The organism is Streptosporangium sp. H13245 (genome assembly GCF_055690525.1).
In genome coordinates this window covers 73,797-99,207 of the sequence record NZ_JBSZKT010000033.1, presented here as the reverse complement: position 1 = coordinate 99,207, position 25,411 = coordinate 73,797, and the positions used below count along the sequence as shown (strand labels likewise).

Here is a 25,411-nt window from a genome sequence, read left to right as displayed (position 1 = left end):
TGGCCGGGGACCGGCGTGGGGTGGCAGGGGGGGGGCGGGGGTGGCAGGGGTGGGTGGGCGTCGCTGTGGGCAGGTGGTGAAAAATCATATGAAACGTGATGATCTGCGGGAATGTCGTGGTTTAGAACGTGTTCCGGTGAAATTCGCTATGCTTCGAGAAGTTTGCGTGGGACGAGTATCCGCAGCTCACCCGGCATGATCGCCGAACGGCACGGGCCCTGCCCGTCCCGCCCGAGATCGACAAGCGCGGCCCCGACCGCGGAGGACGCCCCTGATCAGGCCGCCAATTCGTTTGCGGCGCGGAATCGGGTGGCACACGATAGGCGTTGTTCAACAGGTGGCTCTTCAACGAGCGCCGAATCGGGCACCCTGATAGGTGACAGCGCCGACTAGCAGGAGGACTGACCCACACCGTGACAGCAACCGACAGATCCGTCCAGCTCGTCAGGCTCGCCGCCGAGGCGGCGGCGGACAAACTGGCCGATGACATTCTCGCCTACGACGTGAGCGACCAGCTCGTCATCACCGACGCGTTCGTGCTCTGCTCCGCCACCAACGACCGCCAGGTCCGCGCCATCGTCGACGAGATCGAGGACCGGCTGCGGATCGAGGCCGACGCCAAGCCCGTCCGCCGCGAGGGTGAGCGCGAGGGCCGCTGGGTCCTGCTGGACTACATCGACATCGTCGTGCACGTCCAGCACGAGGAGGACCGCACCTTCTACGCGCTGGAGCGCCTGTGGAAGGACTGCCCCTCCATCTCGCTGCCGGACAGCGTGACCCAGGTCGCCGCCCAGCGCGCCCGCGGGGCGGTAGCTGAGTGAGTCGTCGCGTCGTCTGCCTCAGACACGGCCAGACGCTGTGGAACGTCGAGCACCGCTTCCAGGGGCACAGTGACATCCCCCTTGACGAGACCGGGGTCGCGCAGGCCGCCCGCGCGGCCTCGCTGCTCGCCGCGCTCCGCCCCACCATGATCGTTTCCTCCGATCTTCAGCGGGCCTTCGACACCGCCTCGACGCTGGGCCGCGTCACCGGCCTGGACGTCACCGTCGACAAGGACCTGCGCGAGCGGGGCGGAGGCCAGTGGGAGGGGCTCACCCGGGAGGAGATCTCCGAGAGGTGGCCCCGGGAGTTCACCAACTGGGAGGCGCCGGGAGGTGAGGCGGTCGAGGACGTCTCCGAGCGGGTCTCCTCGGCCGTGCGCCGCTGGGCGGCGGAGATCGACTCCGACGGCCTGCTGGTCGTCGTCTCCCACGGGGCGGCGATCCGGCTCGGCATCGCCAAGCTCATGAACCTGCCGCAGGAGCTCTGGCCGGCCCTGGGCGGTCTCGGAAACTGCTCGTGGTCGGTGCTGGAGGAGGCGCGCAAGGGCTGGCGCCTGCTGGAGCACAACGCCGGGACCCTCCCCGAGCCGGTCAGTAGCGACGACAGTCCAGAGGCCACCCAGGAGTGACCTTCGACGCGGCGCGGCTTGCGCCCCGGTGGCGGGCGCGGGCCGTGTGGTCGTCGATTAGGTGAACACGCCGGTGTCCTTATATGCTTCCCGAGCGCCGCGACGAGAGCACTCGAAGCGGTGACCAGGGGCTATGGCGCAGCTGGTAGCGCGCCTCCATGGCATGGAGGAGGTCTGGGGTTCGAATCCCCATAGCTCCACTCCCGAACCGCCTCTGACCCGCGTCCCGACGCCGGTCAGGGGCGGTTCTCGTTGTCGCGGCCCCGGGCCGGGAACGGTCCCACCTGTGCCGGGGCCGTAGGCTGGGGCGATCGGAAGGCGGGCCCGCTCCCTCCCGGAGGCCCGGAGGCATCCGCGGGTCTTCCGCCGTCGAGCGCCCACAGGATCGCCGGGGAGGTCGAGGTGCCGGACAGCCGTCCGCTGCGGCCGGGTGAGGTCGCGTCGATCGGCGAGTACCGCCTCGTGGGCCTGCTCGGGGAGGGCGGCCAGGGCACGGTCTACCTGGGCGAGACCCCCTCGGGAACCCCGGTGGCCATCAAGGTGCTGCACGCGAGGCTGGTGGCCGACGCCGGTGCCCGGACGCGGTTCCTGCGGGAGATCGAGCTGGTCCGGCGGATCGCGGAGTTCTGCACGGCCCGGGTCCTCGACGCCGACGTGACCCACGACCGCCCGTACATCGTCAGCGAGTTCGTCCGGGGCGAGTCGCTGGAGGAGCTGGTACGCAGGGAGGGGCCCCGCGACCGCGGCGCGCTCGACCGGCTCGCCGTCGGCACCGCCGCCGCGCTGGCCGCGATCCACCGGGCGGGCGTCGTGCACCGTGACCTGAAGCCCAGCAACGTGCTGCTGGGCCCCGACGGCCCGAGGGTCATCGACTTCGGTATCGCCAGGATGGTGGACGTCGCGGCGACCCTGGCGAGCGAGGTTCAGGGCACCCCCTCCTACATGTCGCCCGAGCAGCTGGAGGGGTGGCAGCCGGGCCCGGCCTCCGACGTCTTCAGCTGGGCGGTGCTGATGACGTTCGCGGCGACCGGCCGCCCGGCGTTCGGCAACGACAGCATCCCCGCGGTCATGAACCGCATCATGAGCCGCGAGCCCGATCTCGGCGGTGTTCCCGAGCGGCTGCGCGCGTTGCTGGCCGGCTGTCTGGCCAAGGACCCGCGACAGCGCCCCACCTCCGGTCAGGTGCTGTACGCGCTGGTGGAGCGGGGAGCCGGGGACGGGCGGGTAGGCGAGGGCGACGAGCCGGGCGACACGCTGGAGACGACCGCGTCGCCCCCTTCCGAACCGAGCACGCGTGAGGACCTGGCGCCCGGCGCGGGCCCGGTGGCGGGAGGTGCCCGGCCCGGCCGGGCGGTGATCGCGGGGGTGTCGCTGCTCGCGGTCGCGGCCGTCGTCGCGGTGTCGGTCGTGCTGCTCGCCCCGGAGCGCGAGACTCCTCCCGCGCCTCGACCGGCGCCGGTGGCGGCCCGCTCCGTCGGCCCTGGCTTCGGCACCCCCCTCGGCGGCCCGTTCACCGGCCACACCGCCGACGTGCTCGCCGTCGCCGCCGCCGCCCCGGACGGGCGCGCGGTGATCGTGTCCGCCGGGCGGGACAGCGTCGTCCGCCTCTCGGAGCCGGGCTCGCGTAAGCAGGCGGGACGATCTTTCAAGGTCGGGACCCCGTACGTGTCGTCGCTCACCACGGGCGAGGTGGACGGCCGGGCGGTGGTCGTCTGCGGAGGTCTCGGCGGCGGCCTCTGGGTCTGGGACGTCGCCGGGGGCGGCATGCTCGGCCGCCCGTTCCGGGGGCACCGGGACGACGTGCTGTCGGTCGTCCTCGCCGAGCTGGGCGGGCGGAGCGTGGTGATCTCCGGCGGCCACGGCGGGCTGCTCGTCTCGGACGCGGCCACCGGCGAGGAGGTCGACTCGCCGCTGCGCGGCAAGGACGCTGAGGTCACCTCGCTCGCGCGGGCCGAGCTGGACGGCCGTCCGGTGATCGTCGCCGCGGGAGCCGGTAACGCCGTACGGGTGTGGGACCCGGCCGACGGCCGCCTCGTCGCCGGGCCGTACGCGGACGGGGGCGCGCCGATCACCGCTCTCACCGTCGGGCGAGCAGGGGGACGGCCGGTGATCCTCTACGGGGGTGACGCGACCGTGCGGGTGCGTGACCTGCGTACCGGGGCACCCGTCGGGAAGCCGTGGGCCGGTCACACCGACCGGGTGGCGGCCCTGGCGGTCACGGAGCTGGACGGGAGTCCCTCGGTCGTCTCGGGCAGCTGGGACGGGACCGTGCGGGTGTGGGATCTCGCGACCGGTAGCCCTCTCGGGGCTCCGCTCACCGGATCCACCGGCTGGGTCACCTCCGTCGCGGTGACCCGCGTCGGCGACCGGCCTGCCGTGGTCGCGGGGGGCAACGATCGCGCGATCAGGGCCTGGAGCCTGGATCCGCGCCGCTGAAACCCGTGCCCGCCGGGACTTTCGTCGGCGTCAGGGCTTCAGGGAGGCGAAGACGATCACGTTGTCGGTGTAGTGGCCGCTCACGCCGTCGAACTGTCCGCCGCAGGTGATGAGCCGGAGCTGGGCGTCGGGGGTCGCGCCGTAGACGTCCCCGGTGGGGAAGTCGGCCTTGGCCGCCACCCGTACCGCGTCGACCTCGAAGCGGACCCGCGTGCCGTCCGTACGGTCGATGTGGATCCGGTCCCCCTCGCGCAGCCGCCCGAGTTCGGCGAAGACGGCCGGTCCGCGTCTGCTGTCGACGTGGCCCGCGATGACCGCCGGTCCCGTGTCGCCGGGCCGCACTCCGGCCGCGTACCAGCCGGCCCGGTCGAAGGCGCGGGGCGGGGTCAGTTCCCCGCCCGGTCCGATGAGCAGCCGCTCCAGGCCACCGTGGACGCCGAGGGCCGGTATGTCGAGGACGGCGGGCTCGGCGTGCCGCGCGCCGGACGTGGGCGTGGGGCGGACCGCGACCTGGCCGGGTACCGCCGACCACACGGGGCCGGGTGAGGGCGAGGGCGAGGTGGTCGTGGCGGCGGGTGCTCCTTCGGGTGCCGTTCCGCACCCGACCAGCAGGAGCCACGCGCACAGGAGGGAGGCGAGTGCCCCGGGGACCCTCACGTCACGAAGGGGTACGGAGGGCACGGCGGCGTACCGCGACCGCGGTTCCGGCGAGGACGGAGACGGCGAGGAGCGTTCCGAGGGGACCGGCGCCGGTCGCGCCGGTGACGTCCGAGGCCCCGGCGGGCGCGGTGGTGGCGAGGCCGCCGAGGCCGGTGTCGACACCGCCCTCGGGGGTGATGCCGGGTCCCGCGGCGTCACGGACGTCCAGCAGGGTCAGGCCCGTCTCGCCGTCGAGGACGACGATCGTGTGGATGGCGCCCGGTGCCAGGCTCACCTTCGAGGTGGCCGACTCGCCGGAGGCACCCTTGGCCGTGACGGTGCGCTCGCCGGGCGGGAGCGCGATGTGGCCGGAGGCGGCGCCGAAGCGGAGCCTGGACGCCACGGTGCCGTCTCCCACCCCCAGCCGCAGCGACCGCGCCTTCAGCGAGGCGGCGACGAACCGGAGCCCGGCCCGCTGGGAGGGCACGTCGGCGGTGTCCGGCAGCACCGAGAGCCTGATGCTCCTGAACGGGCCGGTGCCCGCGACGGTGTAGGCGCGGCCGGGTACGACCCGCACGTTGGTGGAGAGCACCGGGGGCGCCGAGGACTCCGCCCCCGCGGCGCGCATGGCCACGGTGTACTGCCCCGGGCCGAGCCTCTGATACGGCGAGAGCGCTCCGTACGGGACGTGCTTGAGGACCAGCCGCGCCTTCTCGCCGCCGAAGTCGTAGAGGTAGACGTCCACGGCGGGGGTGTCGGGGGAGAAGTGCGCCAGCCGCACGTATCCGTCGGCGACCGGGGTCCCGGAGGGCGCGGCGGCGGCGAGGGGCGCGGCGCAGAGGGTGATCAGGACTGTGAGAGGAAGCGTCAGCAGACGCGTGATCTTCATCGCTGTTGTCTCCAGGGACACTCAGGGGGTGAGCAGGCCCAGCGGGCTCGGTGCTCCGTACCGGATGCGCAGGACGGGTGTTCTTCCCTCGGGGGGTGTGGCGAGGGTGGTCTCGGTGGGGCGGAACCGTGACTCCTGGCCGCGAAGGACGCGGTCGATGCCGGTCACAGTGGTCGCCGGGGGCGGCCTGCCGTCGACGGTGGCGATGTCCACGCTGCGCAGGGGGACGCCGGAGGTCTCCCCGGCGTCGCCGAAGGAGCGGAGGTACAGGCGCCGGTCCGCGCTGAGCAACGCGATCACCGTGAGCAGCCGCCCGTCGACCTGCCCGGCCGAGAGCCTGCGGGCCACGTCGGGGGCGACGCCGAGACGGCGGTTGGCCAGTAGTTTGCGCCCGGCGTACCTGCGGTCGCGCACGTCGGCGGCCTGCCGCGCCCGGTAGGCGGTGGCGCCCTCCGGGGCGACCTCGCGCACCTCGAAGCGGCTGGAGCCGGTACCGAACCTGGCCAGGACGTCGGGGCTGAGCAGCACCTCCAGCTGGGTGTCCAGCGCGCTGCGCACCTGGGCGGAGACGATCACCACGTCGCTCTGCAGGACCGTCTCGGGGCCGCCGAGGCGGAGCAACGAGCCCACGGGGGTGCCGCGGCCCGCGAGTTCCTGGCACATCGACTGGTCGCAGGCGACGGTCTTGCCCGCGTCGATCTCCCTGACCGTCCACTCGGCCGCCCGTGCCCGCCATTCCACGGCCGTGTCGAGGCTCATCGGCCCCGCCCGGCCGGGTGAGGCGGCGGGGGCGGTCCGCGTGCCGTCCCTGAGCACGAGGACACCGCCGGTCGCGAGGAGCGCCGTGACCGCGATCGTCAGCGCCACCGCGACCCTGCCCTGGGCGGTGGAGATCCAGTGACGGACGGCGTGGGCGGACACATGGATCCCTATTCGTACGGACATAAGAGTATTTAGTGGTAGTTAAATAAGCTCGTCACCGGCCTTCGTTACACAGAGAGGCCGATAATGTTCGTCCTGTTTACCCGGACATGTGACACCATAACCGGCATTGGCGGTATTTGTGGTCGTCTGACCTGGGGGCATGTGGTTCCGGGCTCGCGGTAGATCCCGGCCACCGCCCGCGCGGGTCCGCCGGGGCGACGACCGGCGCGTACGACGGGGACTGTGACCAGGGGGTTCCGTGGCGCGCGGGACGGCCGGGTGGGCCATGTCCTGAGGGGTTTTCCGGCGGCGCTCGTTGTAGACGGCGTCGGCCACCGCGGCCGGGTGCGGGGTCTCGTCGGCGCCGCGGTGCCGGTCGGGCGCGTCGAGGGAGAAGCGTCCGTGGATCCGCCCGGCCCCGTTCTCGACCGGTGCGGCATGCCGGTGGAGGCGCTCGCGGATCCCCCCGGGCCCGGCCGGTTCCCGACCCGCCCTGCCGCGCCGGCCGCGCCTCCTCCGTCTGGATGCGGGCCGGCACGGTAGGGCGAGCCGGGAACCACGAACGCGGGGTGACGCCCGCGTTCCCCTTGATGATCGAGCAGCCGAAATGGGGAAACGGTGCGTTTTAGCCTCACTTAAGGTGGTTTTAGGCATGACCTAAGCAACGCCCGTACCGGCTCGGGGGCCCCTAGCGCGTCGCGTTCCTGCGGGGCCAGCGGTCGCCGACCAGGCGCCGGGCGGTGCGCGGGGGACGGTCGTGCCGGTCGGTACGGAACCAGAGCTGGACCCTGGCGCCCCCGAGGGAGGAGGCGTCGATCCGCAGCGTGCCGCCGGAGGACTCGGTGAGCCTGCGGGCGATGTCCAGGCCGAGCCCGGTGGATCCCGCCCCGCTGGTCCCGCGCCGCAGCGCAGCCTCGGGGTCGGGGATGCCGGGACCGGCGTCGGCGATCAGCACGCCGACGGTGCCCGAGCCCTGGTGCAGGGTCACCGTGAACGCCGTGCCCTCGGGGGTGTGCCGGAAGACGTTGCCGAGCAGGGCGTCCACCACGGCGCTGAGCTCGGTGGCCGCGACCGGTACCCGCGCGGGCGCCGAGGCGCCGATCAGCTCCCAGGGGCGCTGCTGGTCCTCGGCCAGCGCGGACCAGAAGGTCAGCCGCTCGCGCAGCACCTCGGCGGCGTCGCAGTGGACGAGTTCCGGCGCGCGGGAGGGCTGCCTGGCCGCCGCGATGATCTGGTCCACCTCGGTCTCCAGGCGGCTCAGCGCGCTCCTGCTCTGCTCGGCCTCGGGTCCCAGGTGGTCCAGGCTGAGCCGGAGCGCGGTGAGGGGGGTGCGCAGGCGGTGCGACAGGTCGGCGGCCATCTCCCGTTCGGCGGCCAGCAGCTGGGTCACGCGGTCGGCCATGCTGTTGAACGCCTCGCCGGCCGCGACCAGCTCCGGCGGGCCCTCGGGCTCGATGCGGACGCTGAGGTCCCCGGCGCCCAGGGCGCTCGCCGCCCGGCCCAGCCGCCGGGCCGAGCGCACCACGCGCACGCCCAGCCGGTCGCCGACCAGCAGTGATCCGGCGACGAGCACCGCCGCCACCCCGCTCAGCACCGCCCACGACGAGGCGACGCCCCGGGTGAGGTCGTCCGACGGGATGAAGATCTCGATGACCACGGTCCTGCCGCCGTCCAGGGCGACCGGGCGCAGCAGGAGGTAGCCGGTGTCCATCTCCGCGGTGATGGCCCGGGTCAGCCGGGAGGCCGCGGCCACGGTCCCGGCCGGGGCCCTGACGGTACCGGCCGAGCCGCCGCCGGGCAGGTGGACCGCGATCCGGTCCCGCGCGCCGGTGCTGAGCAGCGCGTGGGTCAGCCGGTCGGGGTCGACGGTGATGGCCAGCACCGGGACCAGCGCCGACGCCTGCCGTTCCGCCTCGGCCATGGCCCGGCCGTGGGCGATCTCCCTGACGATGAGCCCGAGCGGGATCAGGAAGGCCAGGGCGACCATCGAGGTTCCCGCGACGGTGAGCAGGGCCAGGGTCCGCCTCACGGCGGTGTGATCAGCATGACCCCCACGCCGCGTACGGTGTGCAGGTAGCGGGGGGAGGAGGCGCTCTCGCCGAGCTTGCGCCGCAGCCACGACAGGTGGACGTCGATCGTCTGGTCGTCCCCGTAGGACTGCTGCCAGACCTCGGTGAGCAGTTCCTTGCGGGAGACGACCCGGTCGGCGCGGGCGGCGAGGTAGGCGAGGAGGTCGAACTCGCGCCTGGTGAGGGTGAGCGGGGCGCCGTCCAGCCCGGCCTCGCGCCGGTTGAGGTCCACCGACAGCGCGCCGACGCACAGTACCGTCGGCGGGGTCGCGCTCCGCGCCCGGCGCAGCACGGCGTCCAGGCGGGCGTTCAGGTGGTCGCCGGAGAACGGTTTGACCAGGTAGTCGTCGGCCCCCGCCTGGAGCAGGCGGACGATCTCCGCCTCGTTGTCCCTGGCGGTGGCCACGATGACCGGGACGCTGGAGACGCTGCGCACCATCTTGAGCGCCTCCGCCCCGTCCAGATCGGGCAGCCCGAGGTCGAGGACCACCGCGTCCGGAGGGTTCTGGGTGATCTCCCTCAGGGCGTCGAGCGCGCGCCCGGCGCTGCGCACGGCGTGCTGGCGCCTGCTGAGTTCCTGGATGATCGCGGATCGTACGTACTCGTCGTCTTCGACCACTAGAACCGTCGCCATGCCATGTAACGGTAGTGAACAATGAGACATATGGCGTAATAATTCACGACATGCGGCAGACGCTGGGGTTCATAGCGGTGTGGTGCGGGGCCACCGCCCTGGCGATCTCTATCGCCTGGTTCGGCGTCCGCGACGTGCTCCGCAGCGAGGTCTTCGACGACGCGAGCATCGAGCCCCTCAACGCCGCCATCGGCCGTACGGGAGACTCGGGACTCCCCCGGGGAGCGCCCACGGGACCGCAGGCAGTCGGCACGCCGACCGCCGACTCCTCCCCCACACCGGACCGGACCCCGGCGCTCCGCCCCACCCCGCCCGCGCGGGGCACCGACCGGCCCCGATCGGACCCCTCCCCGTCGAAGACCGCCTCGGCGCCGGTACGCACGCGCGACAGCGGGCTCTCCCGTCCCAGGCCGTCCAGGTCCTCCTCCGGGCCGGGCGCGACCCGGGCCGCTCCGGCTCCCTCGTCGTCCGCCCTGCCCAGGGCGACGGCCACCAGGACGCGGTCGATCTCCACCGAGAACCTGCGCGTGGTGAACGTCAAGGGCGGTTCGGTCTCGTTCGCCATCGAGGACGGCGTGTGCCGCCTGATCGCCGCCGCGCCCCACGCGGGCTACGAGGCCAAGGTCGCCTCGGCCACCGGCTGGATCCGGGTCGACCTCGTCCAGGGAGAGCACGGCTCGGCGGTCTTCTGCATCGGCGCGGAGGGCCGCACCGACCTGTGGGAGTACTAGAACCGGCCTCCGGGGCGCTCTCCGGGAGCGCCGGGACGTTCTCGGGGAGCACCGAGGCGCTCTCCGGGGGCGCCGAGGTCGTGGTGGTGCTCTTACAGCAGGACCGGGGTGCCGGTCACCGAGAGGTGCGGTGGTGCTCTTCCGGCGGGCCGGGGTGCCGGGCGCCGAGCTCGCGCAGGCGCGCGGCGGCCTCGGCGACGCGCTCCTCGCCGAAGACCGCGACGCCGTGCCGTTCGAGCAGGGCGGTGGTCACCCCCCGGCCGGGCACGCGCCGTCCGCCGAAGGAGCCGTCGTAGACGGTCAGGCCGCCGCAGGAGGGACTGCCCTCCTTCAGGATCGCCACCCGCACACCGTGGGCCCGCGCCGCGGCGAGCGCCGCCCGCGCACCGGCGAGGAAGGCGTCCGTGACGTCGGCGCCCCCGGCGGTCAGCACCCGGGCCGTCCCGGCCAGCACCGCCTCGCCCCCGGCGCCGTTCTCGATCTCCGCGGCCGGACGCGGGACGGGCAGGCCGCCCTCGACCTCCGGGCAGAACGGGACGAGCCGTCCCTCCCGCCACCACGCGGCGAGCAGCGCGTCGCCGCTCGTCTTGGCGGCCCCGTCGTAACGGACCTTCCGCCCCATCAGGCAGGCGCTGACCAGGATCCTCTCCACGGCCCCAGAGTACGTGGCGCGGCGGGGAGGGCGAGGGGGCCGGGCAGTACCCTTCTGCCCATGCTTCTCGATGTCCCGGGGTCTCGATGATCGGCCCGCTCGCGACCGGCCTGATCCTGCTGTCGCTGGCGATCGGGATCCTCAGCCTCGTCACCGCGGTGCGGAACAGGCCGATGGGAAGAACGCTCCTCGTCGTCCTCGGGGTGCTGGAGCTCGGCCTGCTCGTCCAGGCCGGGTTCGTGATCGCCGCGCTGGTGCGGGGCGAGGGGCCCGCGGAGACGGCCACGCTCATCGGCTACCTGGCGGGCAGCCTGGTGATCCCACCGGCGGCGGCGTTCTGGGGGGTCGGCGAGCGCTCGCGCTGGGGTCCCGCGGTGATCGCGGTGGCGGGTTTCGCGATCCCCGGGATGGTCGGGCGGATGCTGCAGGTCTGGCAGGGACTGCCGTGAGCGAACCGGCGATCGGCAGCGGGCCGGGACGCGCGCTGGTGGCGGTCTACGGGGTGTTCGCGCTCGCCGCGGGGGCGCGTGCCGCCGTGCAGATCGCCACCCGGTTCCAGGAGGCCCCGCTGGCCTACTCGCTGTCGGCGTTCGCCGCCGCCGTCTACGTCGTGCTCACCGTGGCGCTGGCCAGGGGGAACAGGACCCTGGCGCTGGTCGCCTGCGGTATCGAGCTGGCCGGGGTGCTCGTCGTGGGCACGCTCGGCCTGGCCGACCCGGAGGCCTTCCCCCACGCCACGGTTTGGTCGGGTTACGGAAGCGGATACCTGTTCATCCCGCTTGTCCTTCCTATCCTGGGGCTTTACTGGCTTCTGCGGCGCCGCTAGTTAGGCCCGCGCCTCACCGGGCATGGGTGCCTCCCGAACCGACCAAACCACGAGGGAGGCACGGTCATGAGCTCGATTGAACAGTCCGTCGACGTCAACGTCCCGATCAGGACCGCGTACAACCAGTGGACCCAGTTCGAGAGCTTTCCCGAGTTCATGGAAGGCGTCGAGTCGATCAAGCAGCTGAGCGACACACGCACGGCGTGGGTCGTCGAGATCGCCGGGGTTCACCGGGAGTTCGAGGCGGAGATCACCGAGCAGCACCCCGACGAGCGGGTGGCCTGGAAGTCGGTCGAGCGGCCACACCAGGCGGGTGTGGTGACCTTCCACCATCTCGGCCCCGACACCACCCGGGTCACCCTGCAGATGGAGTACGACCCGGAGGGGTTCGTCGAGACCGTCGGTGACTGGCTGCAGCTCGTCCGCCTGCGCGTCCGCGGCGACATGGAGCGTTTCAAGACCTTCATCGAGTCGCGCGGCGACGAGACCGGCGCGTGGCGCGGCGAGGTTCCCGGCCCGCACGAGCGCGGCGACGCCGCCGACCGGACGCAGGGTGAGCACCACACCGGCACGGGAGGTGGCTACGGTCTCGACGAGCCCGCTCCTCCGCGTACGGTGGGCCAGCCCTACCCGCCGGACCCGTCGCTGCCCCCGCCCGGTGGCACGCCGCTGCCCCCGGCCGGTCGCGGGCTGGGCGAGGAGCCGCCGCCCACCCCGGGGCCGCGCATCTGACGCCCGCTCGCCGGAGCCGCGTCCTCGAAGCTCGCCGCCGGGACCGGCGGTGGATCCTCATCCGAGGCGCGCGTCCGGCGCGGACCGGCTCCGGGCCGTGCGTCCGGGGTCGCCCCCAGGCGTCCGGTGCCCGAACCGTCCGGGATTCCGGGCATCGGAGGCCGGGGAGCCGCGCCGGTGCGTGAGGGAGCCGGGTCACGTTCTGTAAAGCGGAACGTGGCCCGGCTTTCACGTTGTCAGTGATTCGCGCCCGTCGCGGCCCGGTGCGTTAAGTCAGGAACAAACCAGGGTTTCACTCCTGTTACAGTCGGGGTCATCTAATCATCCTACGATTGGATGAAACCACTGAGGAGGACTGAAACCAGCATGAGCGTGCTCACCCATCAGACCAGGGGCCGCACCGGTGGAACCACGGGCTCTCTCGCCTGGTTGCTCGTGCTGGGAATCGTTCTCGCGGCGCTGAACCTGCGGACCGCCGTCACGAGCGTCGGGCCCGTCCTCGACCAGATAACCTCCGGCCTCGGCATGACCGCCGTCGGCGCCGGGCTGCTCACCACGCTCCCGGTGCTCATCTTCGCCTCGGTCGGCGCGGTGACCCCCGCCCTCGCCAGGCAGGTCGGGGAGCACCGCCTGCTGCTCCTCTCCCTCCTCGTCCTCGGCGCGGGCCTGCTGATCCGCTCGATGGTGGGCTCGGCCGAGGTGTTCCTCTACAGCAGCGCCCTGGCGCTGTCGGGCGGCGCGGTGGGCAACGTGCTCATCCCCAGCCTGATCAAGCGTCACTTCCCCGGCCGGGCCGGGACCATGACCACCGTCTACACCACCGCCCTCGCGGTGGGCACGATGCTCGCGGCCGCCGCGACCGTACCCATCCAGCGGGCCACCGACGGCAACTGGCACGTTGCCCTGGGGGTGTGGGGGGCGCTCGCCGCCGTCGCCGCCATTCCGTGGCTTGCGCTCTCGCGCAGTGAGCCGGAGCGGCGCGGCGCGGGCGGGGGAACGGGCGCCCGCGCCCTGCTCCGCAGCAGGCTGGCCTGGGCGGTCGCCGCCTACTTCGGCACCCAGAGCATGGTCGCCTACATCATGTTCGGCTTCCTGCCGAAGATCCTCACCGACGGCGGCTACACCACCTCGCAGGCGGGCCTGGTGCTGGGCGTCTTCACCGCGATCGGCATCCCGGTCTCGCTCGTCGTGCCCTCGATCGCGTCGAGGTTCGCCGACCAGAGGCCCGTGGTGGCCGCCTTCGTCGTCTTCTACAGCGCCGGTTTCCTCGGCCTCTGGCTCGGGCCCGCCAGTCTGGCCTGGGTCTTCGCGAGCCTGGTCGGCGTCGGCATGGGGTCGTTCCCGCTCGCGCTGACCATGCTCGCCATGCGCACCCGCACTCCCGAGGCGACGGCCGCGCTGTCGGCCTTCGGGCAGAGCACCGGGTACCTCATCGCGGGCGCCGGACCCCTGGTCGTCGGTGTCATGCACGAGTCGACCGGTGGCTGGACGCTGCCGTTCCTGCTGCTGTTCGCGGTGGTCGCCGTCCAGCTCGTGACCGGCTGGTACGCGGGCCGTCCGGGCTACCTGGAGGACGAGCGGGCCCTCGCACGCTGATCCACCGCGGGTGGGCCCGCGCCTCTTCGGGAGCGGGCCCACCCGCGGTGGAGATCTCAGGAGAGATGGGCGGCCGGGTGCTCTCACGCGGTCAGGCGCGGCCTCGCGCGGCCCGCCCCGGAGACGGCCCGCAGGGCGGCCCGCGCCGCGATCAGGGCGCTGTGCGAGGAGACCTCGCTGAGCAGGCCGGGAGCCGCCACCGCGTCGCCGGCCAGCCAGACGCCGTCCCCCCGGTCGATCGCGGGCCGGTCCCGCCAGGTGGTCCCCGGCAGGTCCAGCGCGCCGGTACGGCCGTTGCACAGGGCCTCCCGCCGCCAGGTCGTCCGCTCCCGCCAGCCGGGGAGCCCGAGGTCGGCCACCCGCTCCGCCCTGGAGATCGCCTCCGTCCTCGTCTCGCCCGGCCTGACCGGCATCTGCAGCTGGCACAGCGAGTGCCCGTCCGGGGCGAGCGAGGGGTCCGGCATGCTGTAGCGCTCCATGAAGCCCCCCTCGTCCAGGTCGGAGACGAGGAAGAGGTCGCCGGTGCTCTCGCGGAGGCCGAGGTCGAGCAGTGCCGTCTTCCCGCTCTCCCAGCGCAGCGACTCGTCGCCGAGAAGGGTCCTGGCGGCGTCCAGCGAGGTCGCCACGATCACGGGGGTGTCCTCGGGCAGGCGGTCCACCCGCGAGCCGCTCTCGATCCGCACGCCCAGGCCGCGCGCGTGGACGGTCATCCGGCCGATCACCCGCCCCCAGCCGCCGGTGACGTAGCGCGGCGCCGGATACCCCGGCGCGGTCGCCCGCAGCACCCGTTCCCAGACGAACGCCGCCGACAGCCGCCCGGGATCCGCGTCGTAGGTGATCACACCGGCCAGCCCGGCGACCGCCCGCATGCCCTCCTCGCCGAAACGGCGGGTGGCCCAGGTCCCGAAGTCCTCGTCCACCGGTGCCCGCAGACGCCGCCTGGCGAGCGCCTTCAGCAGCGAGCGGGGCGGCATGCCCGACAGCCGCCCGCCGTGCCGGAACCTGCTCCTGGCGAGCATGCCCGGCCTGAGCCCGGTGTACGGCCTGACCAGTCCTCTGGCCGCCAGCCAGCGCCACGGCTCGCCGTCGGAGTAGAAGACGTGGGTGCCCTCGTTGGCGACGTACGGCGCGGCGGTGCTGCGGGCCCGGCCGCCCAGCTCCCGGTGGGCCTCGTGGAGGGTGACCCGCGCGCCGCCCTCGGCGCACGCGATGGCCGCGGTGAGGCCGCCGAGCCCGCCGCCGACGATGGTGATCTCGTTTCCGCCGATGTCTCGCGTCTCTCGTGTCATGCCCGTACGACGGATCGGGGGACGCCGTTCGTGACATCCACGGGGACATCAGAGATGGGAGAGCTTGTCCGGGTTCGCCACCAGGAAGACGGTCTGGATCAGGCCGTCCTCGACGACCAGGGAGAACACGGTGATCGGCCGTCCCTCCGCGGTCACCAGCACGGCCGGCCCGCCGTTCACCTCCGCGATCTCCACGCCGAGTCCGGAGACCGGTCCGGCGCCGATGCTCTCCATGAAGGTCCGCGCGCGGTTCTCGGACGCGACCGAGGACAGGAAACGCGCCACCCTGTCCGCGCCCGTGATGACCCGAAGCGGGGCCTTGGCCCTGCCGCCGCCGTCGCTGACCAGTGACGCGTCCCCGGCGAGCATCGCGGTCAGCGCCCCCAGGTCGCCGCCCACGGCCGCCTCGGCGAACCGCTCGGTGAGCCTGCGCCGCAGCGCCCGGTCCACCTCGAACCTCGGCCTGCCCTCCCGGACGTGCTCCCTGCCGCGCCGGGCGAGCTGCCGGGTCGCCGCCTCGCTGCGCTCGATCATCTCGCCGATCTCCGCGTACGGCATGCCGAACGCCTCCCGCAGCACGAACACCGCGCGCTCCAGCGGGGACAGGGTCTCCAGCACCACGAGCAGCGCCAGCTCCACCGAGTCGGCCAGCTCGGCGTGCTCGGCCACGTCCGGGGTGACGACCAGCTCCGGCAGCCACGACCCGACGTAGGCCTCACGCTGGGCCCTCACCCGCCGCAGCCGGTCGACGGAGAGTCGCGTCACCACCGTGACCAGGTACGACCGGTCGTCCTCCACCCGGGAGACGTCGACGCCCGACCAGCGCAGCCACGCCTCCTGGACGACGTCCTCGGCGTCGGTCACGCTGCCCAGGATCCGGTAGGCGACCCCGGTCAGCAGGTCGCGGTGCTGCTCGAAACGCTCAACGGCCATAGGGGTATAGACGTACCACGGCGCCCCGGCGTGACATGACCCGGTAAACGGCTGTTTACAGCCACCCTCTACCATGCGAGGGCGGAAGTCGACGCTGAAGGAGCGGGTAGTGACGGGAACAACCCTCGCCGAACCGGGCGCCACGCGGCAGACCAGACATCTCTGGCTCACCCTGGTGGCGCTCTCCACGGCCGGGATGGTCGCGTCCGTCCAGCAGACCGTGGTCATCCCGCTGCTGCCCCGGCTGATGGCCACCTTCGGCGCGTCGGTGGCCGAGGTCACCTGGGTCTTCACCGCCTCGCTGCTCGCCGCCGCGGTGGCCACGCCGCTGCTGTCACGCCTCGGCGACATGTACGGCAAGAGGCGGATGATCCTGTTCACCGTCGGCCTGCTCGTCCTGGGCTCGGTGGTCTGCGCCCTGTCCGGCTCCCTTCCCGTGCTGATCGCCGGGCGGGCCCTGCAGGGCACGTCGGCCGCGCTCATCCCGCTGGCCATCGGCATGATCAAGGACACCTTCCCGCAGGCCAGGGTGATGACGGCGATCGGGGTGGTCAGCGCCACCATGGGCGTCGGCGGCAGCCTCGGCATGATCGTCACCGGTCTGATCGCCGACCGCACCCCCAGCCACCACCCGGTCTTCTGGATCACCGCGGGGCTCGGCGCGGCCGCGGTCGTCCTCATCGCGCTCAGCGTCCACGACAGCGGCGCCGGGGCCGGGGGCCGCCCCGACCTCGTCGGCGCGGCGCTGCTGTCCGTCTGGCTCGTCTGCCTGCTGCTGGCGATCTCCAAGGGCAACGACTGGGGCTGGGGCTCGGGAGTCGTCGTCGGGCTGTTCGCGGGCGCGGCCGTGTTCTGCGCCGCGTGGGTCGTCAGCCAGATGCGGCTCAGGGCGCCGATGATCCGGCTGCACCTGCTCGTCGGGCCCCGGTCCCTGCCGGCCAACCTGGCCTCGATGCTCCTGGGCTTCGCCATGTTCGGCTCCTTCACCCTGATCTCCAGCTTCATCCAGACGCCCCCGTCCGCCGGGTACGGCTTCGGCGGGTCGGTCCTCGACGTCGGCGTCTACGCCCTGCCCAGCACCGTGACCATGCTGCTCGCCTCCTTCATGGCGGGCCGCCTCTCCACCCGGCTCGGCCCCGCCTACTCCCTCGCCCTCGGCGCGGGCCTGTGCGCGGTCGGATTCGGCTGGTTCACCCTCTTCAACGACTCGGTGCTCCACCTGGTCGGCTCCAACGCCGTACAGGGGCTGGGGTTCGGCATCGGCTACGCCGCGCTGGGGGCGCTCGCGGTGCAGCACGTGCCCATGGACCAGAGCGGCATCGCCAGCGGCATCAACTCCCTGGTCCGCTCCATCGGGGGCAGCGTCTCCGGCGCCGCGACCTCCGCGCTCCTCACCTCGATCACCATCGCCGGAACCTCCGTCCCCTCCCGCGACGCGTACGTGATCTCCTTCGGCATCATCACCGTGAGCGCCGTGGGCTCCGCGGCCGTCGCGCTCGCGACCGGAATGAGGGCGCGAGGACTGTCCCGAATCGGTTAGGATTTCATCTGCATCGCAAGGGGCTATGGCGCAGCTGGTAGCGCGCCTCCATGGCATGGAGGAGGTCTGGGGTTCGAATCCCCATAGCTCCACTTCGGTGACTGGGGTCCGCTGTTCGCAGGCAGAAAGCCTGCTTCCCGCGGGCCCCTTCGTCGTTCACACGGGGGGGCGACCCCCCGAGCCCCCCGGTGCGGGGGCTCCGCCCCCGCGCCCCCTCCCTCGCTTCGCTCGGGGGTGGGACCCGCTTCGCTTCGCTCAGGGGCCGTCTCATGGTTGGGCGGTGGCTCGCCGGTGACAAACCGCTGACCGGTGCTCCCGACGTTTGAAGTGATGCGATCGGAGCCGGTGCGGGGGGTGTGACCGCGGGATGTGGTCAGTCGTCGGAGGCGACGATGACGGTCAGGGAGTCCTCGTTCCGGTTGATCAGGACGAGTTCGTGGAACTCGCCGAGGATCCATCCCAGGTCGTCGTCGCGGGCCGTCTCGTCGAGGTCGCGGAGGCGGTAGCGGGAGGTGGCCGCGCGGATCAGCGGGTAGACCTCGGCCTCGAGGTCGTGGGCGACCGTCTCGGGCAGGTCGGCGTACCTGCCGGACCAGGTGCGGATCGTGGCGCAGGCGGTCTCCTCGTCGACCTCCTCGAACGAGGCCGCCGAGAGCGCGTCGAGGCGGTAGGGGCCGTGCACCGGCGCGTCCTCCCCGCGCGGGTCGGAGCCCAGGTAGTCGTCCCGGTACAGCTGGTGGGAGAGCAGCTCGGTGAGCAGCGGTTCGTCGTCCTGCCCGGTGGTGACGTGGAAGTGCTTCACGTCCACCCAGCGGTAGGTCCTGTCCTTGAAGGTGACCAGGGTGGTCGAGGCGAACGCCAGTTGCTCCATGGGGGTGACGATAGTGACTTCCGGGAACTGTTGATCACCGATTGGTCGAACCGGATGGGCGTCCGGGAAACGGGGGAAACGGGGCACGAGCTGGGGGAGGGGCGGTGAAAGGTGCCCGCTTCCGCGCGGGCGCCGACGTTTGCCGCTCCGGGGTGGGGGCAGCCGTCGGCGTATCCGACGTGGTGCTACAGGAGGTCAGATGCTGCCCCGGAAGCAGAAGGTCGGCACGGTCGCGGTGATCGCCCACCAGAAGAAGACGTTCGGCGGCGGGCTGGACGAGCTGCGCAGGCTCCTCGCCGACGAGGGTGTCGGCGAGCTGCTCTGGTACGAGGTGCCCAAGAGCAAGAAGGCGCCGAAGAAGGCGAAGAAGGCGCTGAAGGAAGGGGCCGACCTGGTCCTGGTGTGGGGTGGCGACGGCATGGTGCAGCGCTGCGTGGACACGCTCGCGGGCTCCGGCGTCCCGGTCGGCATCCTCCCCGCGGGGACGGCCAACCTCTTCGCGCAGAACCTGGGCATCCCCGAGGACCTGCCCAAGGCCGTGCACATCGCCTTCCACGGCGAGAGCAGGAAACTGGACCTCGGAAAGGTCAACGGGGAGCACTTCGCCGTCATGGCCGGGGTCGGCTTCGACGCGGCGATGATCGAGGACGCCGACCGTGGGCTGAAGGACCGCCTCGGGCGCGTGGCGTACGTCTGGACGGGGCTGCGCCACGTCCGGGGGGAGCTCGTGCGGATGGAGGTCAAGATCGACGGGGTGACGTGGTTCGAGGGCGAGGCGAGCTGCCTGCTGCTGGGCAACGTCGGCACCATCACCGGCGGCATCGAGGCGTTCGACGACGCGCGTCCCGACGACGGATGGCTGGAGATCGGCGTGACCACCGCGACGGGGCCGATCCAGTGGGCCCGCGTGCTCGGCCGGATGAGCGTGGGGCGGTCCGACGAGTCGCCGTTCGTCCGGATGTCCCGGGCGCGCAAGGTGACCGCCACGTTCGCCACTCCCATGACCTACGAGCTGGACGGCGGCGCCAAGGGTACCGTCACCGAGCTCAGGGCCAAGGTCGTGCCCGGCGGCATCACCGTCCGCGTCCCGGAGTCCGAGGACTCCGGGCAGCCGTGATCGCGGGACGCCCTTCCGGCCCGGTCGCGCCCCCGGAGCACCGGCTCTGACCAGCGGTTATCGCGGGCCACCGCGCACGGCCGGTGCGCGGTGGCCGGGTACGGTTGTCGAGCCGACTCGAAAATCCCCCTTTTAGTTAACATTCATGACAAATACAGATTCGGTATGGTTTATCGACTAATTTCGCTTAATAGAAAAGAGCGGGTCGATGGCCGATAGCCACTGGACGGAGGCCGACGTCCCCGAGCAGTCGGGTCGGGTCGTCCTGGTCACCGGTGCCAACACCGGCCTCGGCCTGGAGACCGCCCAGGTGCTCGCCGCACGCGGGGCGACCGTGGTGATCGCCTGCCGCGACACCGGCAGGGCGGACGGCGCGGCGGACCGCATCCGCGCGGGAGCCGCCCCCGGCGCGGGAGTCGAGGTGCTCCACCTCGACCTGGCGTCCCTGGGGTCGGTACGGAAGGCGGCGGGGGAGTTCCGCGACCGCCACGGGCGGCTGGACCTCCTGGTGAACAACGCCGGAGTGATGTTCCCGCCGTTCGGCCGTACCGCGGAGGGCTTCGAGCTGCAGTTCGGCACCAACCACCTCGGCCACTTCGCCCTCACCGGCCTGCTCCTGGACCGCCTCCTGCCGGTCCCCGGCTCCCGCGTCGTCACCGTCGCGAGCGTCGCCCACCTGCGGGGCAGGATCGACTCCGGCGAGCCGCCGTCCGAGCGCTCCTACAACGCGTCCGCCGCCTACGGCCGCTCCAAGCTGGCGAACCTGATGTTCACGTACGAGCTCCAGCGCAGGCTCGCCGCCGCAGGGGCGGGGACGGTCGCGCTCGCCGCCCACCCGGGGGTCTCCGTCACCGAGCTCAGCCGCAACATGTCGCGGACGCAGCGGGCTCTGATGGCCACCGTGGGCTCGTTCGTCATGCAGACCCCGAGGATGGGCGCGCTGCCGACCCTGCGCGCGGCCGTCGACCCCGGCGCGCGCGGCGGCGAGTACTACGGCCCGTCGGGACCTGGCGGGCTGCGCGGCCACCCCGTGCCCGTCCGTTCCAGCCCCGCCTCGTACGACACCGCCGCCCAGGCCCGCCTGTGGGCGGAGTCCGAGCGGCTGACGGGGACCGTGTACGAGCTGTGATCGAGCTGAGGGTGTCGATGGAGATAGCCCACCCCGCGGCCGAGGTATGGCGGATCATCGCCGACTTCGGCCAGGACCCCCGGTGGCGCGCGGGCGTGACCACGATGGCGCCCGACCCGCCGGGAATCGTCATCCCGGGCACCACCACCGACGAGACGATGCGCCTGGCCGGACGCGGCTTCTACATCAGCGGCCTGGTGACCTCGGTGGTGCCCGGGAGGGAGTTCGTCTGGCGGGGGACGTCGGGGATCGACGTCGAGGGCGGCAGGTCGGTCGCGCCCCTGGGCGACGACCGGTGCCTGGTGACCATGTGGTTCCGGGTCAGGCTCCCCGGCCTGATGCGCCTGCGCGCCCCCATTCTCGAACGCATGCTCAGGCGCAGGCTCCAGCAGAACGTCCGCCGCCTCAGCGAGCTGGTCACCACGGACGCGTGACGTCGCCCACGGGTGACGGTCGTCGGTGTCTCACGCGTGGACGTCTTCCCGTGACCGCCGTCCGCGGTCATCCCGTCCGGGTGACCGTCATCTGCAGTTCGGTCACCCAGTTGTCGTAGTCGCCCTGGGGGCAGTCGATGGAGACCTCCCTGGCCAGCCCGACACCGCGGTAGCCGTGCTCGTCGATCCAGTGGGCCAGCGTCTGGAACGTCGGTCCCACCTTCTCCATCGAGCCCCGGTGGATGATCGTGGCGGCCTGCTCGATCTCGGGCAGGTCCACGACCGCGAAGTCGTGGCCGTCGCCCGTCTCCGCGGCGACCTCCAGCCCGGCGTGCACGGTCACCCGGCCGTCGGCCTCGGGCTCGTAGCGGGCGATGCCGTATCCGGTGATCCGCACCCCGGCGGCGTCGACGCGACGGCACAGGTCGGCGAAGAGCGGCTGGATGACGGGGCCGATGTCCTCGCCGTCGTAGCTGTCGGCGACGGCGGTGAGCTCCGCCACGCGCGTCGAGGGGATCGGCTTGAGAAGAACCTCTTCGGGGTGCATGTGACCTTCCTTGGTGATCGTCGTGAGCCGTACCTCCACCCGGAGGAGCCGGGCCGTGTCCGCCGCGATCCGCTCCTCCAGCTCGGCGCGGCGTAGCCGCAGCATCCCGTACAGCTCCGCGGCGTCGACCCGCTTGTCGAGGATCGAGCCGATCTGGCGCAGGGTGAAGCCGAGGTCCTTCAGGGCGATGACGCGGTTGAGCCGCGACAACTGGTCGGCCCGGTAGAAGCGGTGTCCGCTGCCCGGTTCGACGTGGGCGGGCCGGAGCAGGCCGATCGCGTCGTAGTGGCGCAACATGCGCACCGACACCTGGCCGAGCTGGGAGAACTCTCCGATACTGAACATGGTGCTTCCAGGTATAGGGGCTGACACCGTGTCAGCCGCAACCCCGGACCTCGTCTCTGCGGGTCGGTCCCGCCTCTGCCGGGGCGCGCTCCCGTGAGGCGGCGGGGGCGTTCGACGTCGTGTCCTGCCCCGGGGCGACCTGCATCGGCGGCGGGCCGGAGGGGACGGTCAAGCTGATGCTCCCCGCGCTGAGGGGCGACGGGATCCTCCTCGTCGGCGAGCCGTACCGGCACTCCGAGCCGCCCGCGGAGGCGTACGCGTCGTTCGGCGTCGGCCCGGACGACTTCACCTCCCTGGCCGGGACGCTCGACCGGTTCGAGGTGGCGGGGTCGAGGCGCTGGAGATGGTCCGCGCCGACCAGGACAGCTGGGACCGCTACGTGGCGAGCCGGTGGTGGACGCTGAGCGACTGGCCGCGTGACAATCCCGGCGACCCGGAGGCCGAGGGGGTGCGCGGCTTCCTGGAGCGCTCGCACGTCGAGTACGGCAGGCGGCACCTCGGCTGGGGGGTCTTCGTGGTACGCCGCCGTTGACGGCTACTGGCGAGTAGGGTTAGGTTTCCGGATACTGACCGGTCGGTTCGAGACCCTGTCCGGTGGCGAGACCGAGGACCCCGGCCGAACGGCCCGTTTCATTGACTCCCTGGAGGCGTGATGACCGACGTCCGGCTCGCCCGTCAATCCTGGCGCCGTCTGGAGCCCGTCCACGGGATGATCTATTTCGTGCCCGAGGCCACCGAGCGCTACGCCGCGCTCGGTCTCGACAGCCGCGCGGGCTACTTCGCCTCCCGCGCCGCGGCCTTCGGCACCGCCTCCGCCGAGCTGGTCATCGCGACCTTCTACAACTTCCACCCCGCCCTCGTACGGCGTGCGCTTCCCGCCGCGTGGCAGGTCACGACCCCGGAGAAGCTGCTCGCGGCCCGTCTGGAAGCCGCCGGGGCGGCCCTGCGCCGGGCCGGGATCCACGAGATCGACACCCTCGCCGAGACGACGGAGCTCGCCGTCCGCGCCGCGGAGCGGGCGTGCGAGCACCCCCAGGGGCGCCCGCTGTTCGCCGCGCACGCCACGCTGCCCTGGCCCTCGGAGCCGCTCCCGCGGCTCTGGCACGCCCAGACGCTGCTTCGCGAGTTCCGGGGTGACGGGCACGTCGCGGCTCTGCTCACCGAGGGCGTCGGCCCGTTGGACGCGCTGGTCCTGCACGCCGCGACCGGGCACGTCCCCACGGTGTTCCTCAAGCTCAGCCGCGACTGGCCGGAGGAGGAGTGGAGCGCGGCCGAGGAGAGGCTGCGCGGGCGCGGCCTGCTGGCCGGTGACGAGCTCACCGAGGAGGGCGCGGCGCTCAGGCAGCGGATCGAGGACCGCACCGACGAGCTGGCGCTGCCCGCGTACGCCGCGCTCTCCGACGACGAGCTGGCCCGCCTGGCCGAGCTGGCCCGCCCCTTCGGCCGGGCCGTGGTGGACAACGGCCTGCTCACCCCTTCCTTCTGAGCCCGCCGGGCTTTCGCGTCTCCCGGTTCAGTCTTTCGCGGACGGGTCGCCGACCTGGCCGATGAACAGCGGGGTCAGCGTCGGCCGGTGGACGATCGCGAAGGCGAACGGGTGGTCGGCGCGGACCACGGCCTCCGGCGGGGGCGGGCCCGACACGGGGAAGACGAGACCGGTGACCGCGGCGGCCTCGGTACCCCACTCGTCCACGGTGATGTTGGCGCGGTGGACCGCCTGGTCGAGGAAGGCTCCGTCGGTCATCCCCGAGTAGTCGTTCGCCCGCAGCCCCAGTCTCGCGAGCGGTTCCGTCAGGGCGAGGCTCGTGGAGAAGTCCCAGCGGGGCATGGCGAGCCGCACCGGCCGCTCCCCGAGCCCGGCGGCCACCTTCGCCATCACGTCGGGGGAGAGCAGGTCGCCGGGGGAGCCGCCCGCTCGCGGCACGAGGACCCACATGGCCAGCTCGTCTCCGGCGTAGCGCAGCTCCACGGCCTGCCAGCCGGGTCCCGCCGCGTACGGGAGGAAGCTCTCACGGCGCATCAGGGTCGTGCGGGTGGTCGTACCGTCCGCGCGGGTGAAGGTGGCGCCCTCCTCAGGCGCGTCGGTGAACGGGATCGTCCAGTCGGCCTTGAGGTAGACGGCGTTGGCGATGACCAGCTTGGTCCTCGCGGGCAGGTCGTCGAACACCTTCCTGATCCGCCCGGCGGTCCGCTCCTCGGCCCAGGCGTTGATGACCTCGGTGGCGTTCCCGGCGAAGTCCACCTGGCGCACGCCTGTGCCGTACTGCGCCGCGAGCGTACGCAGGAAACCGGGCTTGACGCTCAGCCCCTCCTGGGTGAACAGCTCGTTGGCGATGCTCACGACCGGTGGCTCGGGCGCGCCCGCCTGGGCGTCCCGTTCCGCGTCCGGGCCGGGGGGCGGCGGCGGGTCGTCGGTCGTGACGATCTGCCGGGTGAGCGCGTTGAGAGCGGTGTGCGGCCCCCCGGAGGGGAAGCCGAAGACCGTGTCGAGTTCGGTGGCGGTGTCTCCGGCGGCTCCCGCCCTCGCCAGGCCGAAGGCGTAACCGATGCTCAGGGGCGACAGGACGGTGTTGGCCCCGGGTTTCGCGATCGCGGCGAACAGGGCGTGCCCGAAGGAGGTCAGGCCGCGTACGGTCTCCGCGACCGGCGGGTTCTTCGGGACCTCCCGCTTCACCCCCTTCGCGGTGATCGCGCTGGACTCGGTCATGGCACACGCCGAGAGGGCGGCGACGGCGAGCAGTGCGGGTAACAGTCGGCGCATGCTCCTGAGACGTACGCCACCGCCGGGCGGTTCACCCGGTGCGCCCGGCGTCCGGCTCGCGGGCCGGGTTCGTGTGCCTGGTTCGTGCGCCGGGCGGTGTGTGAGTTCGGTGTCCGGTGCGCGGGCCGGGCGGTGTGTGAGTGTGGTGTTCGGCTCGCGGGCCGGGTGGCATCAGGAGAACGCGGCGAAGGCGCCCGCCCCGATGAGGGCGACGGCCCAGGCGAGGTCGAGGTTGAACCACGCCCTGCGGAGCACCGCCACGCCCAGCCGCTCGTAGACGACCAGGGCCAGGACGGTGGTCGTCACCAGCATGGACACCGTGTGCACCCCGGTCGCCAGCAGGCTCTGCGAGGCCAGCGCGGCGGCGTCGTGCCCCTCGTGCCCTCCGTGACCCCCGTGGCTCCCATGTCCCCCGTGTCCGCCGTGCAGGGTGACCGGGAGCACCATCAGCCCGGCCCCGTGGGCGGTGGCCATCAGGAACGACCACCCGGCCAGCTGCCACTGCGTCACCTTCATGCCGACCCAGCGGGGATGGCGCCGCCTCAGCAGCCGCCAGAGACCGAACCCGCACACCACGGCCGCCACACCGTACGAGACCGCTTTCGGCGGAGCGGCCAGCCGGGCCGCGGACACCAGCCCGAGCGTGGCCAGCACCGAGCCCGCGTGGCCGAGCACGATGGGCGGCAGCGCGCGCAGCACGCCGTCGCGCGAGCGCTCCTGCAGCCCGAGCGCGACCGCGAAGAGCCAGCCCATGGCCGGGTTCAGGCCGTGGAAGGCACCGAGCCCGGCCAGGACGAGCAGGGACGTCAGATCCATCGGGCACGCCTCGCGGGAAGTGGGAAGACAGCGGGGCCCGGTGGGCCCGCG

Annotated in this window: 27 protein-coding genes and 2 tRNA genes; 17 read left to right on the top strand and 12 right to left on the bottom strand. The window is 72.7% G+C overall.

The annotated features are described in order from the left end of the window. The first annotated feature begins 413 nt into the window (after positions 1-413). From rsfS to ACW9TB_RS31495, 4 genes are all read left to right on the top strand, one after another. The gene (rsfS, locus tag ACW9TB_RS31510; RefSeq protein ID WP_436764029.1) at positions 414-821 is read left to right on the top strand and encodes a ribosome silencing factor; all 408 of its coding nucleotides are present in this window, start codon (positions 414-416) and stop codon (positions 819-821) included. Continuing rightward, positions 818-1,450 carry a histidine phosphatase family protein gene (locus ACW9TB_RS31505; RefSeq protein ID WP_472751732.1) on the top strand — a complete coding sequence of 211 codons (633 nt, stop codon included), beginning with the start codon at positions 818-820 and terminating at the stop codon, positions 1,448-1,450. The genes rsfS and ACW9TB_RS31505 overlap by 4 nt, the downstream gene beginning before the upstream one ends. Positions 1,451-1,577: 127 nt before the next feature. Beyond that, a tRNA-Ala gene (locus tag ACW9TB_RS31500) sits at positions 1,578-1,650 on the top strand. 202 nt (positions 1,651-1,852) lie between these two features. Continuing rightward, entirely contained in the window at positions 1,853-3,886 is a 2,034-nt protein-coding gene (locus tag ACW9TB_RS31495; protein ID WP_472751731.1) for a WD40 repeat domain-containing serine/threonine protein kinase, read from the top strand. A 30-nt stretch (positions 3,887-3,916) separates the two neighbouring features. Here the strand turns inward: ACW9TB_RS31495 and ACW9TB_RS31490 are convergent, their stop codons facing one another. The 5 genes from ACW9TB_RS31490 to ACW9TB_RS31470 form a co-directional block, all read right to left on the bottom strand. Then, entirely contained in the window at positions 3,917-4,543 is a 627-nt protein-coding gene (locus tag ACW9TB_RS31490) for a class F sortase (protein WP_472751730.1), read from the bottom strand. 1 nt (position 4,544) lies between these two features. Beyond that, the gene (locus tag ACW9TB_RS31485) at positions 4,545-5,414 is read right to left on the bottom strand and encodes a DUF4397 domain-containing protein (protein ID WP_472751729.1); all 870 of its coding nucleotides are present in this window, start codon (positions 5,412-5,414) and stop codon (positions 4,545-4,547) included. Positions 5,415-5,435: 21 nt separating this feature from the next. Further along, the gene (locus tag ACW9TB_RS31480; RefSeq protein WP_472751728.1) at positions 5,436-6,335 is read right to left on the bottom strand and encodes a hypothetical protein; all 900 of its coding nucleotides are present in this window, start codon (positions 6,333-6,335) and stop codon (positions 5,436-5,438) included. 691 nt (positions 6,336-7,026) lie between these two features. Next, positions 7,027-8,367, bottom strand: coding sequence for a sensor histidine kinase (locus ACW9TB_RS31475; RefSeq protein WP_472751727.1), 1,341 nt, complete (start codon positions 8,365-8,367; stop codon positions 7,027-7,029). Continuing rightward, positions 8,364-9,041, bottom strand: a complete 678-nt coding sequence (locus tag ACW9TB_RS31470) for a response regulator transcription factor (protein ID WP_472751726.1) — start codon at positions 9,039-9,041, stop codon at positions 8,364-8,366. The genes ACW9TB_RS31475 and ACW9TB_RS31470 overlap by 4 nt, the downstream gene beginning before the upstream one ends. A 50-nt stretch (positions 9,042-9,091) precedes the next feature. Between ACW9TB_RS31470 and ACW9TB_RS31465 the strand changes: the two genes are divergently transcribed. Beyond that, on the top strand, positions 9,092-9,772 hold the full coding sequence (locus tag ACW9TB_RS31465; RefSeq protein ID WP_472751725.1) for a hypothetical protein: 681 nt from the start codon (positions 9,092-9,094) through the stop codon (positions 9,770-9,772). A 115-nt stretch (positions 9,773-9,887) separates the two neighbouring features. Here ACW9TB_RS31465 and ACW9TB_RS31460 read toward each other — a convergent pair whose 3' ends face one another. Then, a complete protein-coding gene (locus ACW9TB_RS31460) occupies positions 9,888-10,424 on the bottom strand; it encodes a 2-thiouracil desulfurase family protein (protein WP_472751724.1) in 537 nt (178 codons plus the stop codon). A gap of 86 nt (positions 10,425-10,510) precedes the next feature. Here ACW9TB_RS31460 and ACW9TB_RS31455 point away from each other — a divergent pair, with 86 nt between their 5' ends. The 4 genes from ACW9TB_RS31455 (at position 10,511) to ACW9TB_RS31440 (ending at position 13,578) form a co-directional block, all read left to right on the top strand. Continuing rightward, positions 10,511-10,873: a hypothetical protein gene (locus ACW9TB_RS31455; RefSeq protein WP_472751723.1), complete on the top strand. Its 363-nt coding sequence runs from the start codon at positions 10,511-10,513 to the stop codon at positions 10,871-10,873. Then, positions 10,870-11,250, top strand: coding sequence for a hypothetical protein (locus tag ACW9TB_RS31450; protein ID WP_472751722.1), 381 nt, complete (start codon positions 10,870-10,872; stop codon positions 11,248-11,250). The genes ACW9TB_RS31455 and ACW9TB_RS31450 overlap by 4 nt, the downstream gene beginning before the upstream one ends. 66 nt (positions 11,251-11,316) lie before the next feature. Beyond that, the gene (locus ACW9TB_RS31445) at positions 11,317-11,982 is read left to right on the top strand and encodes an SRPBCC family protein (RefSeq protein WP_472751721.1); all 666 of its coding nucleotides are present in this window, start codon (positions 11,317-11,319) and stop codon (positions 11,980-11,982) included. Positions 11,983-12,348: 366 nt separating this feature from the next. Then, positions 12,349-13,578, top strand: a complete 1,230-nt coding sequence (locus ACW9TB_RS31440) for a CynX/NimT family MFS transporter (protein ID WP_472751720.1) — start codon at positions 12,349-12,351, stop codon at positions 13,576-13,578. A gap of 83 nt (positions 13,579-13,661) precedes the next feature. On the opposite strand, the gene ACW9TB_RS31435 is transcribed toward ACW9TB_RS31440, so the two are convergent. Both ACW9TB_RS31435 and sigJ read right to left on the bottom strand, forming a co-directional pair. Further along, positions 13,662-14,867 (bottom strand): NAD(P)-binding protein, encoded by a 1,206-nt coding sequence (locus ACW9TB_RS31435; protein ID WP_472751719.1) that lies wholly within the window; start codon positions 14,865-14,867, stop codon positions 13,662-13,664. A gap of 48 nt (positions 14,868-14,915) precedes the next feature. After that, positions 14,916-15,800: an RNA polymerase sigma factor SigJ gene (gene sigJ, locus ACW9TB_RS31430; RefSeq protein WP_472751718.1), complete on the bottom strand. Its 885-nt coding sequence runs from the start codon at positions 15,798-15,800 to the stop codon at positions 14,916-14,918. 109 nt (positions 15,801-15,909) lie between these two features. Here sigJ and ACW9TB_RS31425 point away from each other — a divergent pair, with 109 nt between their 5' ends. Together ACW9TB_RS31425 and ACW9TB_RS31420 are read left to right on the top strand one after the other, a co-directional pair. Further along, positions 15,910-17,340, top strand: a complete 1,431-nt coding sequence (locus tag ACW9TB_RS31425) for an MFS transporter (RefSeq protein WP_472751717.1) — start codon at positions 15,910-15,912, stop codon at positions 17,338-17,340. Between the two features lie 19 nt (positions 17,341-17,359). Continuing rightward, positions 17,360-17,432 (top strand) — tRNA-Ala (locus ACW9TB_RS31420). A 281-nt stretch (positions 17,433-17,713) separates the two neighbouring features. On the opposite strand, the gene ACW9TB_RS31415 is transcribed toward ACW9TB_RS31420, so the two are convergent. Further along, positions 17,714-18,211 carry a hypothetical protein gene (locus ACW9TB_RS31415; protein ID WP_472751716.1) on the bottom strand — a complete coding sequence of 166 codons (498 nt, stop codon included), beginning with the start codon at positions 18,209-18,211 and terminating at the stop codon, positions 17,714-17,716. A gap of 199 nt (positions 18,212-18,410) precedes the next feature. On the opposite strand from ACW9TB_RS31415, the gene ACW9TB_RS31410 reads away from it, so the two are divergent. The 3 genes from ACW9TB_RS31410 to ACW9TB_RS31400 all read left to right on the top strand — a co-directional run bounded on the left by ACW9TB_RS31410 (position 18,411) and on the right by ACW9TB_RS31400 (position 20,891). Next, on the top strand, positions 18,411-19,328 hold the full coding sequence (locus ACW9TB_RS31410) for a diacylglycerol/lipid kinase family protein (protein WP_472751715.1): 918 nt from the start codon (positions 18,411-18,413) through the stop codon (positions 19,326-19,328). Positions 19,329-19,536: 208 nt separating this feature from the next. Next, a complete protein-coding gene (locus tag ACW9TB_RS31405) occupies positions 19,537-20,457 on the top strand; it encodes an oxidoreductase (protein ID WP_472751714.1) in 921 nt (306 codons plus the stop codon). Next, positions 20,454-20,891 (top strand): SRPBCC family protein, encoded by a 438-nt coding sequence (locus ACW9TB_RS31400; protein ID WP_472751713.1) that lies wholly within the window; start codon positions 20,454-20,456, stop codon positions 20,889-20,891. The genes ACW9TB_RS31405 and ACW9TB_RS31400 overlap by 4 nt, the downstream gene beginning before the upstream one ends. A gap of 67 nt (positions 20,892-20,958) precedes the next feature. Here the strand turns inward: ACW9TB_RS31400 and ACW9TB_RS31395 are convergent, their stop codons facing one another. Beyond that, positions 20,959-21,783 (bottom strand): MerR family transcriptional regulator, encoded by an 825-nt coding sequence (locus ACW9TB_RS31395; RefSeq protein WP_472751712.1) that lies wholly within the window; start codon positions 21,781-21,783, stop codon positions 20,959-20,961. Between the two features lie 119 nt (positions 21,784-21,902). Between ACW9TB_RS31395 and ACW9TB_RS31390 the strand changes: the two genes are divergently transcribed. The 3 genes from ACW9TB_RS31390 (at position 21,903) to ACW9TB_RS31380 (ending at position 23,269) form a co-directional block, all read left to right on the top strand. After that, positions 21,903-22,187 carry a hypothetical protein gene (locus tag ACW9TB_RS31390; protein WP_472751711.1) on the top strand — a complete coding sequence of 95 codons (285 nt, stop codon included), beginning with the start codon at positions 21,903-21,905 and terminating at the stop codon, positions 22,185-22,187. Further along, a complete protein-coding gene (locus ACW9TB_RS31385) occupies positions 22,163-22,315 on the top strand; it encodes a hypothetical protein (RefSeq protein ID WP_472751710.1) in 153 nt (50 codons plus the stop codon). The genes ACW9TB_RS31390 and ACW9TB_RS31385 overlap by 25 nt, the downstream gene beginning before the upstream one ends. Positions 22,316-22,435: 120 nt before the next feature. Next, positions 22,436-23,269, top strand: coding sequence for an SCO6745 family protein (locus tag ACW9TB_RS31380; protein WP_472751709.1), 834 nt, complete (start codon positions 22,436-22,438; stop codon positions 23,267-23,269). A gap of 27 nt (positions 23,270-23,296) precedes the next feature. Here ACW9TB_RS31380 and ACW9TB_RS31375 read toward each other — a convergent pair whose 3' ends face one another. Together ACW9TB_RS31375 and ACW9TB_RS31370 are read right to left on the bottom strand one after the other, a co-directional pair. Next, entirely contained in the window at positions 23,297-24,544 is a 1,248-nt protein-coding gene (locus tag ACW9TB_RS31375) for a serpin family protein (protein ID WP_472751708.1), read from the bottom strand. 171 nt (positions 24,545-24,715) lie between these two features. Then, a complete protein-coding gene (locus tag ACW9TB_RS31370; RefSeq protein ID WP_472751707.1) occupies positions 24,716-25,360 on the bottom strand; it encodes a hypothetical protein in 645 nt (214 codons plus the stop codon). Between the last annotated feature and the right edge of the window lie 51 nt (positions 25,361-25,411).

Coding starts and splice junctions, on each gene's coding strand:
- ACW9TB_RS31435 (WP_472751719.1), bottom strand. CDS start 14,867: ATGACACGAGAGACGCGAGACATCGGCGGAAACGAGATCACCATCGTC.
- ACW9TB_RS31410 (WP_472751715.1), top strand. CDS start 18,411: ATGCTGCCCCGGAAGCAGAAGGTCGGCACGGTCGCGGTGATCGCCCAC.
- ACW9TB_RS31470 (WP_472751726.1), bottom strand. CDS start 9,041: ATGGCGACGGTTCTAGTGGTCGAAGACGACGAGTACGTACGATCCGCG.
- ACW9TB_RS31395 (WP_472751712.1), bottom strand. CDS start 21,783: ATGTTCAGTATCGGAGAGTTCTCCCAGCTCGGCCAGGTGTCGGTGCGC.
- ACW9TB_RS31370 (WP_472751707.1), bottom strand. CDS start 25,360: ATGGATCTGACGTCCCTGCTCGTCCTGGCCGGGCTCGGTGCCTTCCAC.
- ACW9TB_RS31485 (WP_472751729.1), bottom strand. CDS start 5,414: ATGAAGATCACGCGTCTGCTGACGCTTCCTCTCACAGTCCTGATCACC.
- ACW9TB_RS31375 (WP_472751708.1), bottom strand. CDS start 24,544: ATGCGCCGACTGTTACCCGCACTGCTCGCCGTCGCCGCCCTCTCGGCG.
- ACW9TB_RS31445 (WP_472751721.1), top strand. CDS start 11,317: ATGAGCTCGATTGAACAGTCCGTCGACGTCAACGTCCCGATCAGGACC.
- ACW9TB_RS31405 (WP_472751714.1), top strand. CDS start 19,537: ATGGCCGATAGCCACTGGACGGAGGCCGACGTCCCCGAGCAGTCGGGT.
- ACW9TB_RS31380 (WP_472751709.1), top strand. CDS start 22,436: ATGACCGACGTCCGGCTCGCCCGTCAATCCTGGCGCCGTCTGGAGCCC.
- ACW9TB_RS31465 (WP_472751725.1), top strand. CDS start 9,092: ATGCGGCAGACGCTGGGGTTCATAGCGGTGTGGTGCGGGGCCACCGCC.
- ACW9TB_RS31440 (WP_472751720.1), top strand. CDS start 12,349: ATGAGCGTGCTCACCCATCAGACCAGGGGCCGCACCGGTGGAACCACG.
- ACW9TB_RS31415 (WP_472751716.1), bottom strand. CDS start 18,211: ATGGAGCAACTGGCGTTCGCCTCGACCACCCTGGTCACCTTCAAGGAC.
- sigJ (WP_472751718.1), bottom strand. CDS start 15,800: ATGGCCGTTGAGCGTTTCGAGCAGCACCGCGACCTGCTGACCGGGGTC.
- ACW9TB_RS31455 (WP_472751723.1), top strand. CDS start 10,511: ATGATCGGCCCGCTCGCGACCGGCCTGATCCTGCTGTCGCTGGCGATC.